The sequence below is a fragment of the Kitasatospora sp. NPDC004289 genome, from assembly GCF_053602875.1.
Genome location: NZ_JBSGEL010000124.1, coordinates 1 through 13,145, shown reverse-complemented (window position 1 = coordinate 13,145; position 13,145 = coordinate 1). Strand labels below are relative to the sequence as shown.

The following is a 13,145-nucleotide window of genomic DNA, read 5'->3' as shown; positions in this document are numbered from 1 at the left end:
CGAGGAACTGCGCGAAGGGGGACGGCAGCACGTGCAACTGGCTGACGGAGCCTCAGTTGCAGGTGAGCCGCCTTCCGATTCGCGCAGTTCCTCGCGCCCCTGAGCGCTTGCCCTGCCGACCGTCAGCCCGCTAGTCCCAGGGGTCGCCTTCGGCGGTCATCTGGTCGGCGGCGCGGCGGTCGTCCTCGGTGGATTCGATCCGTTCCATCGCCGAGCGCTGCGGGGTGTCGGCGAACGCGTCGGCGGCCTCGTCGTGGGCGAGGCGCTGGCGTTCGCTCGGGTCCAGCGTGTCCTGGGCCTTGTGCCGGAACCTGTCCAAGATGCCCATGCCGTCCTCCTCGGGTCGGTCCGCACTGCACTGCCACCGTACGCCGCCACCTGCCCGAACGGCTCCCGGAGGTGGAGCCCTTGGTCCCTCGGAAGTACGTGCCAAGGCCCGTAGCCGCCTGATCTGCCGCAGACGGAGGGTGGAGCTGTCAGCCGCCTCCGGCAGCGTCGCCGGGGCGCCACGCAGCACTCGTCCCCCGAGGTGAGCGAGATGGCCCGCCAGAAGTCCGCAGCCGCAGCGACCGAGACCCCCGCCCCGTCCGAGGCCGCGGCAGCGGTCGACATCCTGGTGACCCGTGGTCAGGAGGCCCTGCGGGAGTACGCGGGCTTCACCCAGGAGCAGGTCGACCACATCGTCAAGAAGGCTTCGCTGGCCGCACTGGCCGCGCACACCCGGCTGGCGGTGATGGCGGTCGAGGAGACCGGGCGCGGGGTGTTCGAGGACAAGGCCGTGAAGAACATCTTCGCGTGCGAGCACGTCACCCATTCGATGGCGGACATGAAGACCGTCGGGGTGGTGCGTCGGGACGAGATCGACGGGATCGTGGAGATCGCCGAGCCGGTCGGCGTGGTCGCCGGCGTCACGCCCGTCACCAACCCGACCTCGACCACCATCTTCAAGGCGCTGGTGGCGCTGAAGACCCGCAACCCGATCGTCTTCGGCTTCCACCCCTCGGCGCAGGGCTGTTCCGCCGAGGCGGCCCGGATCGTCCGGGACGCGGCGGTCGCGGCCGGGGCTCCGGCGCACTGCGTGCAGTGGATCGAGCAGCCCTCGATGGAGGCCACCGGCGCGCTGATGAACCACCCGGGGGTGGCCACCATCCTGGCCACCGGCGGGAACGCGATGGTGAAGGCGGCCTACTCCTGCGGCAAGCCGGCCCTCGGGGTCGGCGCCGGGAACGTGCCCGCGTACATCGAGAAGAGCGCGGACCTCAAGCGGGCCGTCAACGACGTGGTGGTCTCCAAGTCCTTCGACAACGGGATGATCTGCGCCTCCGAGCAGGCGGTGATCCTCGACCAGGAGGTCTACGGGCCGGCGATGGCCGAGTTCCGCAAGCTCAAGGCGTACGTGGCGACCGAGGCGGAGAAGGCGCTGCTGGAGGCGTACGTCTTCGGGGTCGGCGAGGACCGCAACTGCGCGGGGGCCAAGCTGAACGCGGCCGTGGTCGGCCGGTCGCCGCAGCAGATCGCCGAGGCGGCGGGCTTCGAGGTGCCGGCGGAGACCTCGATCATCCTGGTCGAGGTGGGCTCGGTCGGGCCGCAGGAGCCGCTGACCCGGGAGAAGCTCTGCCCGGTGCTGGCGGTGCTGAGGGCGGAGACCCGGGAGCAGGGGCTGAAGCTGGCCACCGAGATGGTGGAGTTCCACGGGCTGGGCCACTCGGCCGCGGTGCACACCGAGGACGAGGCCTTCGCCGAGGAGTTCGGACACGCCGTCAAGGCCTGCCGGGTGATCTGGAACGCACCCAGCTCGCAGGGCGGCATCGGCGACGTCTACAACGCCTTCATGCCCTCGCTGACGCTGGGCTGCGGCTCGTACGGGGCCAACTCGGTCTCCGGGAACGTGACCGCGCTCAACCTCGTGAACATCAAGCGGATCGGGCGGCGCAACACCAACATGCAGTGGTTCAAGATCCCGCCGAAGGTCTTCTTCGAGCGCAACTCCGTCAAGTACCTGGCCGACATGCGCGGTGCCCGCAAGGTGGTCATCGTGACCGACCGGACCATGGTGGAGATCGGGCACGTGGAACGGGTGCGGAGCATCCTGGCCCGCCGCTCCGAGCCGGTCGAGGTGCGGGTGATCGACTTCGTCGAGCCGAACCCGAGCATCGACACGGTGGAGAAGGGCGCCGAGCTGATGCGCGGCTTCCGGCCGGACACCATCATCGCGCTGGGCGGCGGCTCGCCGATGGACGCGGCCAAGGTGATGTGGCTGATGTACGAGCACCCCGAGACGGTCTTCGCGGACCTGAAGGAGAAGTTCTTCGACATCCGCAAGCGCGCCTTCACCTTCCCCGACCTGGGTGAGAAGGCCAAGCTGGTCTGCATCCCGACCACCTCGGGCACCGGTTCGGAGGTCACCCCGTTCGCGGTGATCACCGACTCGGCCACCGGCCAGAAGTACCCGCTGGCGGACTACGCGCTGACCCCGAGCGTGGCCATCTGCGACCCGGCGCTCACCACGAACCTGCCGAAGGACGTGACCGCCGACTCCGGCTTCGACGCCCTGACGCACTGCATCGAGACCTACGTCTCGGTCTACGCCAACGACTTCACCGACGGGCTGGCCCTGCAGGGCATCAAGCTGATCTTCGAGAACCTGGAGCAGGCCGTCACCGACGGCCCGAACAGCCCGGTGGCCCGGGAGAAGATGCACAACGCCGGGACCATCGCCGGGATGGCCTTCGGCTCCGCCTTCCTCGGCGTGGTGCACGCGATGGCGCACACCCTGGGCGCCACCTTCCACGTCGCGCACGGCCGGACCAACGCGATCCTGCTGCCGCAGGTGATCCGCTACAACGGCGCGGCCCCGTCCAAGGTGACCAGCTGGCCGAAGTACCGGAGCTACGTGGCCCCGGAGCGGTTCCAGGCGATCGCGAAGATGCTCGGCCTGCCGGCCGGCAGCCCGGAGCAGGGCGTGGAGTCGCTGGCGCAGGCGGTCGAGGAGCTGCGGGCCAAGGTCGGCATCCCGGACTCCTTCAAGGGAGCGGGAGTTGACGAGGCGTCGTTCCTGGAGGCGCTGCCGCAGCAGGCGATGTACGCCTACGAGGACCAGTGCGCCCCGGCCAACCCGCGGATGCCGATGATCGCCGACATGCAGCAGCTGATGCGGCAGGCCTACTACGGCGACCGGGTCTGAGGCCCTAAGTCCCTACGAATCAGGACCTTCCGAGCCCATGTGACTTTGTGAATGGATTCACAATGTACACGTAGGGCTCGGAATCCAAGAGCGGGAGCAGCAGACATGAGCACCCAGCACATCGAGAAGACGGCCGCCGGCGCCTGGGCGGGCTTCAAGGGCGGGCTGTGGCGTGACGCCATCGACGTCCGTGACTTCATCCAGCAGAACTACACCCCGTACCTGGGCGACAGCTCCTTCCTGGCCGGGCCCACCGAGCGCACCACCGCGGTGTGGAAGGCCATCACGGACAAGTTCCCCGAGGAGCGCGCCAAGGGCGTCTACGACGTCGCGTACGACATCCCCTCAACCATCACCGCGCACGCCCCCGGGTACATCGACCGGGACAAGGACCTGATCGTCGGCCTGCAGACCGACGCCCCGCTGAAGCGGGCGATCATGCCCTACGGCGGCTGGCGGATGGTGGCCGGCGCCCTGGAGACGTACGGCTACCCGGTCGACCCGGAGCTGGAGAAGGTCTTCACCGAGTACCGCAAGACCCACAACGCCGGGGTCTTCGACGCCTACACCCCCGCCATCCGGGCCGCCCGCAAGGCCGGCATCGTCACCGGGCTGCCGGACGCCTACGGCCGCGGCCGGATCATCGGCGACTACCGCCGGGTCGCGCTCTACGGCGTGGACCGGCTGATCGAGGCCAAGCTGGCCGAGAAGGCCGAGCTGGACGCCGCGCCCACCGACCCGGCGCTGCTGGAGGAGACCATCCGCGAGCGCGAGGAGCTCTCCGAGCAGATCCGCTCGCTGGGCGAGCTCAAGCAGATGGCGGCGAGCTACGGATACGACATCGCCGGGCCGGCCACCAGTGGGCGCGAGGCGATCCAGTGGCTGTACTTCGCCTACCTGGCGGCGGTGAAGGAGCAGAACGGCGCGGCGATGTCGCTCGGCCGCACCTCCACCTTCGTCGACGTCTACCTCCAGCGGGACATCGAGAACGGGGTGCTGACGGAGGAGCAGGCCCAGGAGCTGGTGGACGACTTCATCGTCAAGCTGCGGATCGTCCGCTTCCTGCGCACCCCCGAGTACGACGAGCTGTTCTCCGGCGACCCGACCTGGGTGACCGAGTCGATCGGCGGCGTCGGCGAGGACGGCCGCCCGCTGGTGACCAGGACCTCGTTCCGCTACCTGCAGACCCTCTACAACCTCGGCCCGGCCCCCGAGCCGAACATGACGGTCTTCTGGTCGCCGCAACTGCCGCAGGGCTTCAAGGAGTTCTGCGCCCAGGTGTCGATCGACACCTCCAGCGTGCAGTACGAGTCGGACGAGCTGATGCGCCCGCGCTTCGGCGACGACACCGCGATCGCCTGCTGCGTCTCGGCCATGGCGGTCGGCAAGCAGATGCAGTTCTTCGGCGCCCGGGTGAACCTCGCCAAGACCCTGCTCTACGCGGTCAACGGCGGCCGGGACGAGAAGTCCGGCGCCCAGGTCGGCCCGGAGAGCGGCCCGATCACCTCCGAGGTCCTGGACTACGACGAGGTGATGGCCCGCTTCGACCAGCAGATGGAGTGGCTGGCCGAGACCTACGTCCACGCGCTCAACGTCATCCACTACATGCACGACCGCTACGCCTACGAGCGGATCGAGATGGCGCTGCACGACCGCGCCGTCCGCCGCACCATGGCCTGCGGCATCGCCGGCCTCTCGGTGGCCGCCGACTCGCTCTCGGCCATCAAGCACGCCAAGGTCACCCCGGTGCGGGACGAGAGCGGCCTGGTCACCGACTACCTGATCGACGGCGAGTACCCGGCCTACGGCAACAACGACGACCGGGTGGACTCCATCGCCGTCTGGCTGGTCGAGGAGTTCATGAAGAAGGTGCGCAAGCACCCGACCTACCGGAACGCCGAGCACACCCAGTCGGTGCTGACCATCACCTCCAACGTGGTCTACGGCAAGAAGACCGGCAACACCCCCGACGGCCGCCGGGCCGGCGAGCCGTTCTCCCCGGGCGCCAACCCGATGAACGGCCGGGACGCGCACGGCTACGTGGCCAGCGCCCTGTCGGTCGCCAAGCTGCCGTACGAGCACGCCGAGGACGGCATCTCGCTGACCAACACCGTCACCCCCGACGCGCTCGGCCGCACCCCCGAGGAGCGGGTGAAGAACCTCGCGGGCGTGCTGGACGGCTACATGGCCTCCGACGGCTTCCACATGAACGTCAACGTGCTCAACCGCGACACGCTGCTGGACGCCATGGAGCACCCGGAGAACTACCCGCAGCTGACCATCCGGGTGAGCGGATACGCCGTCAACTTCGTCCGGCTGACCCGCGAACAGCAGCTCGACGTGCTCAACCGCACGTTCCACGGCTCGCTCTAGGCAGGAGATCCCGTCATGGCCGTCACCCTCGGAACCGAGATCCCCGTCGGCGCGCTCACCGGTGCGCTCACCGGCTCGGTGCACTCCTGGGACCTCTCCACCGGTGTGGACGGCCCGGGCACCCGGTTCGTCACCTTCCTGGCCGGGTGCCCGCTGACCTGCCTGTACTGCCACAACCCCGACACCATGAAGATGCGCAACGGCAGGCGCACCACCGCCGACGCGGTGGTGGCCGAGGCCGCGAAGTACACCACCTTCATCCGGGCCTCCGGCGGCGGCGCCACCATCAGCGGCGGCGAGCCGCTGCTCCAACCGGCCTTCGCCGGCGAGCTGTTCCACCGCTACAAGCACGAACTCGGCCTGCACACCGCGCTGGACACCTCCGGCTTCCTCGGCGCCCGGGCCACCGACGACATGCTGGCCGACGTCGACCTGGTGCTGCTGGACATCAAGTCCTGGGACCGCGAGCTCTACCGCAAGGTCACCGGGAGGCCGTTGGAGCCCACCCTGGACTTCGCCCGGCGGCTCGCCGACCTCGGCAAGGAGGTCTGGCTCCGCTTCGTGCTGGTACCCGGGCTGACCGATCCGGTCGACAACGTCGAGGGCGTGGCCGGCTTCGCCGCCTCGCTGGGCAACGTCTCCCGGGTGGACGTGCTGCCCTTCCACAAGCTGGGGGCGGCCAAGTACGAGGCACTGGGCCAGGACTTCGCGCTCGCCGACACCCCCTCGCCGACCCCCGAGCAGGTGGCCGCCGCCCGCGGCGTCTTCACCCGCCACGGCCTCAACGCCGTCTGACGGCACCACAATTCAAGAAGGAGAACCCCGATGACCACCGCAGTGCCGCGCCGCCGCCGCAGGGCCGACGACCCCGACGAGCACCCGGGCCGCCCCCGCCGGGTGGTCGGGCCGGTCCCGGCGATGGACGGCCGGACGCCCACCGCGCACGACCTGCTGCTGCTGCACTGCCCCTCCTCCCTGCGGCGCACGGTCTCCGGCGGCGAGCCGCTGCCCACCTGGGCCCGCACCCTGCTGCGCGGCAACCCCTGGGTCACCGTCCGCCGCGCCCCGGCCATCGCCGGCCTCTCCCCCACCCGGGTGCACTGCACCCGGGACGGCTCGGCCACCGCCGAGAGCTGGATCCCGGTCGCCCTGCACGGCCCCCGGCCGGACCAGCGGGTCGCCGCCTACGCCCCGCGCTCGGCCGTCGCCCTCACCCTCGCCCCCGAGCAACTCCCGGACCGCCTCGCGCAGTTGCCAGAGGACCGGCAGCTCGGAGTGCCCGCCCTGGCGGTCCTCCCGGAGGCCGGCGCGGTGGTCGAGAGCTACAACCTCAGCTGGGGCCCCATCGGCGCCGTCGGCTGCGAACTCGCCACCGGCGTCCCCGTCACCGCCCCCGAGAGCCCGCTGCGCCTGCTGCTGCGCAGCCCGCTCCCGTTCAGCCGCCGGGACGCCCTGCTGCTGCGCCGCAAGCTGCGCAAGCTCCCGGTCTGGATCGAGGCCGAGCTGGAGACCCGGCACGGCTCCGTCTCCCTCGCCGAGTACTCCACCTCCCCGCAGTCCCTCACCCTGCACACCCCGGACGGCCCGAAGCTGGTCGGCGACCCCTGGTTCCCCCGGCAGCTGCGCAGCGCCTGACCGGAGGCGGCCCCGGTCAGGCGTGGTGGCAGGCGACTCCGTCGGTGAGCGGCGGGGTCGTCTGCTCGCACACCGGGCGCTTCTCCGGCGGGAGTTCGGCGTAGAGCGGGCAGCGGGTGCGGAAGGCGCAGCCGGTGTGGCGTTCGGTCGGGGAGGGCGGGTCGCCGGGGAGGAGGGTGCGGGTGCGGGCGCGTTCGGCGGCCGGGTCGGGGAGCGGGACGGCGGAGCGCAGGGCCCGGGTGTAGGGGTGGCGGGGGTGGTCGAGGACCTCGGCGACCGGGCCCTGTTCGACGGTGCGGCCGAGGTACATCACGCTGACCCGGTCGCAGAGGTGGCGGATCACCGAGAGGTCGTGCGAGACGAAGAGGTAGGCCAGGCCGAGGTCGGCCTTGAGCTGCTGGAGCAGGTTGAGCACGCCGGCCTGGACCGAGACGTCCAGGGCGGATACCGGTTCGTCGAGGACCAGGAGCTTGGGCTCGACGGCGAGCGCCCGGGCGATGGAGATCCGCTGCCGCTGGCCGCCGGAGAACTGGTGCGGGTAGCGGCCGGCGTGGGCCGGGTCCAGGCCGACCTGGCGGAGCAGCTGGGGGATCCGACGGTCGATCAGCTCGCGCGGGGCGCGCTGGGCGAGCAGCGGTTCGGCGATGATGTCGCCGACCGGCTGGCGCGGGTCGAGGCTGGCCATCGGGTCCTGGAAGACGATCTGCACCTCGCCGCGCAGGCGGTGGGCGTCGGCCTTGGTGAGGGTGGCGGTGTCGTGGCCGAGCAGTTCGATCCGGCCGGCCTCGGGGGCGGTCAGGCCGAGCAGTTCGAACAGGGTGGTGGACTTGCCGGAGCCGGACTCCCCGACCAGGCCGAGGGTCTCGCCGCGGCGCAGGTCCAGCTCGACGCCGTCCACCGCGTGCACCGAACCGACCCGGCGCTTGAAGACGGTGCCCTTGAGCACCGGGAAGGTCTTGGTCAGGCCGGTGACGGCGAGCACCTGCTCGCGCTCCTCACGGGGCGTCAGGTCGGGCTCGGGCAGCGGCGGGACGGGGTAGACCTCCTGCGGGGCCGGGCGGGTGGCGGCCAGGAAGTCGGCGCGCAGGCAGGCCGCGAGGTGGTCGCCGTCGCCGGTGAGCGCGGGCTCCTCGGTACGGCAGCGGTCCTCCACCAGCGGGCAGCGGTCGGCGAACGGGCAGCCGCCGCCGAGCGTCCCCGGGGCGGGCGGCTGGCCGGGGATCGGCACCAGGGCGCCGCGGGCGCCGTCCAGCCGGGGCACCGCGCCGATCAGGCCGAGGGTGTAGGGGTGGCGGGGGTGGGCGAAGAGCTCGTCCACCGGGGCGGTCTCCACCACCCGGCCCGCGTACATCACGGCGACCCGGTCGGCCATCCCGGCGATCACGCCGAGGTCGTGGCTGACCAGCACCAGGGCCGCGCCGGTCTCGCGCTGGGCGGTGCGCAGCACGTCCAGCACCTGGGCCTGGATGGTGACATCCAGGGCGGTGGTGGGCTCGTCGGCGAGCAGGATGTCCGGGTCGTTGGCGATGGCCATGGCGATCATCGCGCGCTGTCGCATGCCGCCGGAGAACTCGTGCGGGAAGGAGTCCAGGGCCCGGCGGGGGTCGGGGATGCCGACCAGGTCGAGGAGCTCGGCGGCCCTGGTACGGGCTGCCGCCCGGTCCAGCTTCTGGTGCACCCGGATCGCCTCGACGATCTGGTCGCCGATCCGGTAGACCGGGGTGAAGGCGGAGAGCGGGTCCTGGAAGACCATCGCCACCTTGTTGCCGCGCAGGCCCGCGAGTTCACGGCTGGGCAGTCCGACCAGTTCGCGGCCTTCGAGGCGTACGGAGCCCTTGACCCGTGCGGCACCCGGCAGCAGGCCGAGCACGGCCAGCGCGGTCACGGACTTGCCGGAGCCGGACTCACCGACGATCCCGAGGGTCTCCCCGCGACGCAGCGTCAGGTCGACCCCCCGGACCGCCGGCTGGGAACCGAAGTCGACGGCGAGGTCGGCGACTTCGAGCAGAGGGGTGGTCACTGGGAACTCCGGGAGGTGGGGTCGAGGGCGTCGCGCAGGCCGTCGCCGATCAGGTTGACGGCGAGGACGAAGAGGACCAGCAGGGCGGCGGCGAAGTAGAACAGCCAGGGGAAGACCGGGGCCTGGTCGGTGCCGGCGGCGAGCAGGGTGCCGAGCGAGACGTCGGGGGCGCGGACGCCGAAGCCGAAGTAGGAGAGGGCGGCCTCACTCATCACGGCACCGCCGACGGTGATGGTGGCGTCGGTGATCAGGAAGGAGGCGACGTTCGGCAGGATGTGGCGCAGGATGATCCGCAGGGGGTGGACGCCCATGAAGCGGGCGGCCCGGACGAACTCGCGCTCGCGCAGCGAGCGGGTCATCGAGCGGACCACCCGGGCGGTGATCATCCAGTTGAAGACGGCCAGCAGGACGACGAAGGCGATCCAGCCGGAGCCCTTCAGCCGGGGCGAGATGATGGTGATGATCAGGAAGCTGGGGAAGACCAGCATCAGGTCGACCAGGAAGGTCAGGCAGCGGTCCACCCAGCCGCCGAAGTATCCGGCGCAGGCACCGACCAGGCCGGCCAGCACGGTGGAGAAGACCGCCACCAGCAGGCCGATCACCAGGGACTTCTGCAGGCCCCGGACGGTCTGCGCGAAGACGTCCTGGCCGAGCCCGTTGGTGCCGAACCAGTGCTGGCCGGAGGGCGGTTGGCGCAGCGCGGTGTAGTCCGGAGCGGCGTAGTCCCAGGGCGTCAGGTACGGGCCGAGGAAGGCCAGCAGGAAGAGCAGCAGCACCGTGACGGCGCCGATCACGACCCCGCGGGCGGCCAGCAGGCGGCGCAGCACCAGGCGCGAGCGGCCTGCGGGGGCGGCCGTTTCGGCCGGGGCGAGCGGGAGCACGGCAGTCATCAGGACCTGACCCGGGGGTCGAGGGCGGCGGTGAGCAGGTCGGCCAGGAAGCCGGAGGCCAGCACCACCACCGCGGCGAACAGGTTGACCGCGACCACCGAGTTGATGTCCTGCTCGTTGATCGCCTGGATGAACCACTCCCCCATGCCGTGCCAGCCGAAGATGGTCTCGGTGAAGGCGGCGCCGGTGAAGATGCCCAGGAAGCTGTAGGCGAACATCGTGGTCATCGGGATGATCGCGGTCCGCAGCCCGTGCTTGAGCAGGGCCTGACGCCTGGTCAGGCCCTTCGCCTCGGCGGTGCGCAGGTAGTCGGAGCCGAGCACGTCCAGCATGGTGGCGCGCTGGTAGCGGCTGTAGACGGCCAGGCCGCCGAGGGCCAGCGAGAGGGTGGGCAGCAGCAGGTGCAGGCCCCAGTCGGCCAGGTGGGCGCCGATGCCGCCGGTCAGGCCGGGGGTCTCGTAGCCGGTGAACGGGATCACCTCGTGGCCGGCCGCGTCCTTGGCGGCGATCGCGCCGTTCTTCAGCAGCAGGGCCAGCAGGAAGACCGGGGTGGAGAGCAGCACGAAGGAGGTGAGGGTCAACGCCTGGTCGGAGAACCGGTACTGGCGCACCGCGCCCCAGACGCCGACCGCGACGCCGAGCACCATGCCGAGCAGGCTGCCGACCAGCAGCAGCCGCAGCGAGACCCAGATCCGCCGGCCGAAGTCCTCGTTCACCGAGGTGTCGTGGATGGTGCGGCCGAGGTCGGCGTGGAACACCAGGCCCTCGGCCCAGGTGCCGAAGCGCTCCACCACGGGGGTGCGGTCGTTGATGTTCAGCTCGGTCAGCTGGCGGTCCACCGAGGCGGCGGAGGGGCGCGGCTGCTTGGCCTCGAAGTAGGCCCGGGGGCCGAGCGCGGCACTGGCGAGCGCGTAGGCGAGGAAGACGGCGACGACCAGCAGGACGGCGTGGTAGCCGAGCCGCTTGGCTATGTAGCGGATCACCGCGCACCACCGGAGCCGGGTCTCGGCACCCTGGATGACATGACGAATTACCTTTGTTCTGAGGTGGGTTGGATCAGTGTTCCAGCGCACTACGAAGCGCACGTTGCCGCCGTATTGCGCCACGTGTCGGTCTGATCAGGTGTGGATGAGACCCCCTGGTAGAAGCACTGATCCGCTGTTACGTTCTGCTGGCCGAACACCGCTTGGCTGCCCACGTTCAACTCCCGCCACACCTGGCGGCACCCAAAATCTCTATCTCCCGGGGGAACCCCATGGACTCCATCACCAGCACCCGCCTACGCCGTTTCGCCGTGCTCGCCGCCGCCGTGGCGCTCGCCGTCACCGGCTGCAGCTCGGCCGGCTCCGGCTCGGGTGGCGACGTGGCGAAGAACGTGGTGCCGACCCAGGACGCGGAGGACAACAACCCGCAGCCGCTGGACAAGATCCGGGACGGCGGCGAGTTCCACCCTCCGCTGCAGCAGTGGATCACCCAGTGGAACCCGTACCAGGTGGACGGCCGGTACGGCGACGCGGTCGAGATCATGGGCTACACCCAGGCCCAGCTGTTCCGCACCGACGCCAAGGGCGTCTTCACCCCGGTGCCGGAGTACCTGGCCTCGGCCGAGGTGACCTCCAAGTCGCCGCAGGTGGTGACCTACAAGCTCAACCCGAAGGCCAAGTGGTCGGACGGCAAGCCGCTGAGCGCCGAGGACTTCAAGGCGGTCTGGAAGGCCACCAACGGCAAGGACCCGGCCTACAACATCGCCGACTCCTCCGGCTACGAGCAGATCTCCGGCGTGGAGCAGGGCGCGGACGCCCTGGAGGTGAAGGTCACCTTCGACAAGCCGTACGCGGACTGGCAGAACCTCTTCAACCCGCTGCTGCCGGCCTCCGGGATCTCCACCCCGGAGGCGTTCAACGACGGCTGGGTCGAGAAGGTCCCGGTCTGGAGCGGCCCGTTCAAGATCGGGGAGCTGAACAAGACCGCGCAGACCATCACCCTGGTGCCCAACTCGGAGTGGTGGGGCCCGAAGCCCAAGCTGGAGAAGATCATCTACCGGGTGCTGGCCAGCTCCGCGATCACCCAGGCCTTCCTCAACAACGAGGTGGACTACGCCTCGGCCGGCACCGCGACCGCCTACGGCCAGCTGAAGGACGCCAAGGACGGCGTCATCCGCACCGGCACCCCGTGGGACGAGGTGCACATCTCCTTCGGCGGCAACGGCGCGCTGGCCGACCAGACGGTGCGTCAGGCACTCACCAAGGCGCTGGACCGCACCGCGCTGATCAAGATCGTGAACGCGGGCGTGCCGGTGGAGTTCAAGCCGCTCGACAACCACCTCTACATGACCAACCAGAGCGGCTACCGGAACAACTCCGGCGACTGGGCCAAGCCCGACCCGGCCAAGGCCAAGGAGCTGCTGGAGAAGGCGGGTTGGAAGGAGCCGGCGGCCGGCCAGCCGCGCACCAAGGACGGTGCCGCGCTGGAGCTGCACTACGTGCTCAGCGACGGCTCGGCCCAGGCCCAGCTCGACATGGCCGCCGCCGTGCAGTCGATGCTCCAGCAGGTCGGCGTGAAGCTCACCCTGGACAAGGTGCCGAGCAAGGAGTACTTCGCCAAGTACATCAACCAGGGCAAGTTCGACCTGGCCAGCTGGCGGAACACCGGCTCCTTCCCGCTCTCCGCCGGCGTCCCCAACTACCGCGCCCCGCAGGGCGACAACGTGTTCGGGAACTACTCCAAGCTGGCCACCCCGGAGATCGACACCCTGCTGCGCACCGCCGCCGGGACGCTGGACAGGGCCGAGGCCGACAAGCTCTACAACGAGGCCGACGCCAAGATCTGGGAGCTGGCCCACACCCTGGAGCTCTACCAGCGCCCGAGCATCGTGGCGGTGCGCAAGGGCCTGGCCAACTTCGGGGCCAGCAGCCTGGCGAGCACCGACATCACCAAGGTGGGCTGGGCAAGGGCATGGCTGGTTGGCTACGTTCGGGAGGGATAACCGCTGAAAGCATCTAAGCGGGAAGCCTGCTTCGAGATGAGCACTCCCACCTCCTTG

9 protein-coding genes are annotated in these 13,145 nt (G+C 70.4%); 5 read left to right on the top strand and 4 right to left on the bottom strand.

Annotation, left to right across the window (positions count from 1 at the left end; all coding sequences use genetic code 11):
• Positions 1 to 130: 130 nt before the first annotated feature.
• Positions 131 to 328, bottom strand: coding sequence for a hypothetical protein (locus ACWEPF_RS38450; RefSeq protein ID WP_452176307.1), 198 nt, complete (start codon positions 326 to 328; stop codon positions 131 to 133).
• Between the two features lie 210 nt (positions 329 to 538).
• Between ACWEPF_RS38450 and adhE the strand changes: the two genes are divergently transcribed.
• The 4 genes from adhE (at position 539) to ACWEPF_RS38430 (ending at position 7,192) form a co-directional block, all read left to right on the top strand.
• Positions 539 to 3,184, top strand: coding sequence for a bifunctional acetaldehyde-CoA/alcohol dehydrogenase (gene adhE, locus ACWEPF_RS38445; protein ID WP_452176306.1), 2,646 nt, complete (start codon positions 539 to 541; stop codon positions 3,182 to 3,184).
• A 105-nt stretch (positions 3,185 to 3,289) separates the two neighbouring features.
• Positions 3,290 to 5,557 (top strand): formate C-acetyltransferase, encoded by a 2,268-nt coding sequence (gene pflB / locus ACWEPF_RS38440; protein ID WP_452176305.1) that lies wholly within the window; start codon positions 3,290 to 3,292, stop codon positions 5,555 to 5,557.
• 15 nt (positions 5,558 to 5,572) lie between these two features.
• Positions 5,573 to 6,352: a pyruvate formate-lyase-activating protein gene (gene pflA / locus ACWEPF_RS38435; protein ID WP_452176304.1), complete on the top strand. Its 780-nt coding sequence runs from the start codon at positions 5,573 to 5,575 to the stop codon at positions 6,350 to 6,352.
• A 30-nt stretch (positions 6,353 to 6,382) separates the two neighbouring features.
• Positions 6,383 to 7,192 carry a phosphoribosyl-dephospho-CoA transferase MdcG domain-containing protein gene (locus ACWEPF_RS38430; protein ID WP_452176303.1) on the top strand — a complete coding sequence of 270 codons (810 nt, stop codon included), beginning with the start codon at positions 6,383 to 6,385 and terminating at the stop codon, positions 7,190 to 7,192.
• A gap of 16 nt (positions 7,193 to 7,208) precedes the next feature.
• On the opposite strand, the gene ACWEPF_RS38425 is transcribed toward ACWEPF_RS38430, so the two are convergent.
• The 3 genes from ACWEPF_RS38425 to ACWEPF_RS38415 are packed head-to-tail and all read right to left on the bottom strand — an operon-like array spanning position 7,209 to position 11,085.
• The gene (locus tag ACWEPF_RS38425) at positions 7,209 to 9,212 is read right to left on the bottom strand and encodes a dipeptide ABC transporter ATP-binding protein (protein WP_449798819.1); all 2,004 of its coding nucleotides are present in this window, start codon (positions 9,210 to 9,212) and stop codon (positions 7,209 to 7,211) included.
• The gene (locus ACWEPF_RS38420) at positions 9,209 to 10,102 is read right to left on the bottom strand and encodes an ABC transporter permease (protein WP_452176302.1); all 894 of its coding nucleotides are present in this window, start codon (positions 10,100 to 10,102) and stop codon (positions 9,209 to 9,211) included. Before ACWEPF_RS38420 ends, ACWEPF_RS38425 begins: the two co-directional genes overlap by 4 nt.
• Positions 10,102 to 11,085 carry an ABC transporter permease gene (locus ACWEPF_RS38415; RefSeq protein ID WP_452176301.1) on the bottom strand — a complete coding sequence of 328 codons (984 nt, stop codon included), beginning with the start codon at positions 11,083 to 11,085 and terminating at the stop codon, positions 10,102 to 10,104. The genes ACWEPF_RS38420 and ACWEPF_RS38415 overlap by 1 nt, the downstream gene beginning before the upstream one ends.
• 272 nt (positions 11,086 to 11,357) lie before the next feature.
• Between ACWEPF_RS38415 and ACWEPF_RS38410 the strand changes: the two genes are divergently transcribed.
• The gene (locus ACWEPF_RS38410) at positions 11,358 to 13,088 is read left to right on the top strand and encodes an ABC transporter family substrate-binding protein (RefSeq protein WP_452176300.1); all 1,731 of its coding nucleotides are present in this window, start codon (positions 11,358 to 11,360) and stop codon (positions 13,086 to 13,088) included.
• Positions 13,089 to 13,145: the final 57 nt, after the last annotated feature.

What these genes read in the sequence shown, in the direction of transcription:
- ACWEPF_RS38450 (WP_452176307.1), bottom strand. Translation starts at nt 328, where the DNA reads ATGGGCATCTTGGACAGGTTCCGGCACAAGGCCCAGGACACGCTGGAC.
- adhE (WP_452176306.1), top strand. Translation starts at nt 539, where the DNA reads ATGGCCCGCCAGAAGTCCGCAGCCGCAGCGACCGAGACCCCCGCCCCG.
- pflB (WP_452176305.1), top strand. Translation starts at nt 3,290, where the DNA reads ATGAGCACCCAGCACATCGAGAAGACGGCCGCCGGCGCCTGGGCGGGC.
- pflA (WP_452176304.1), top strand. Translation starts at nt 5,573, where the DNA reads ATGGCCGTCACCCTCGGAACCGAGATCCCCGTCGGCGCGCTCACCGGT.
- ACWEPF_RS38430 (WP_452176303.1), top strand. Translation starts at nt 6,383, where the DNA reads ATGACCACCGCAGTGCCGCGCCGCCGCCGCAGGGCCGACGACCCCGAC.
- ACWEPF_RS38420 (WP_452176302.1), bottom strand. Translation starts at nt 10,102, where the DNA reads ATGACTGCCGTGCTCCCGCTCGCCCCGGCCGAAACGGCCGCCCCCGCA.
- ACWEPF_RS38410 (WP_452176300.1), top strand. Translation starts at nt 11,358, where the DNA reads ATGGACTCCATCACCAGCACCCGCCTACGCCGTTTCGCCGTGCTCGCC.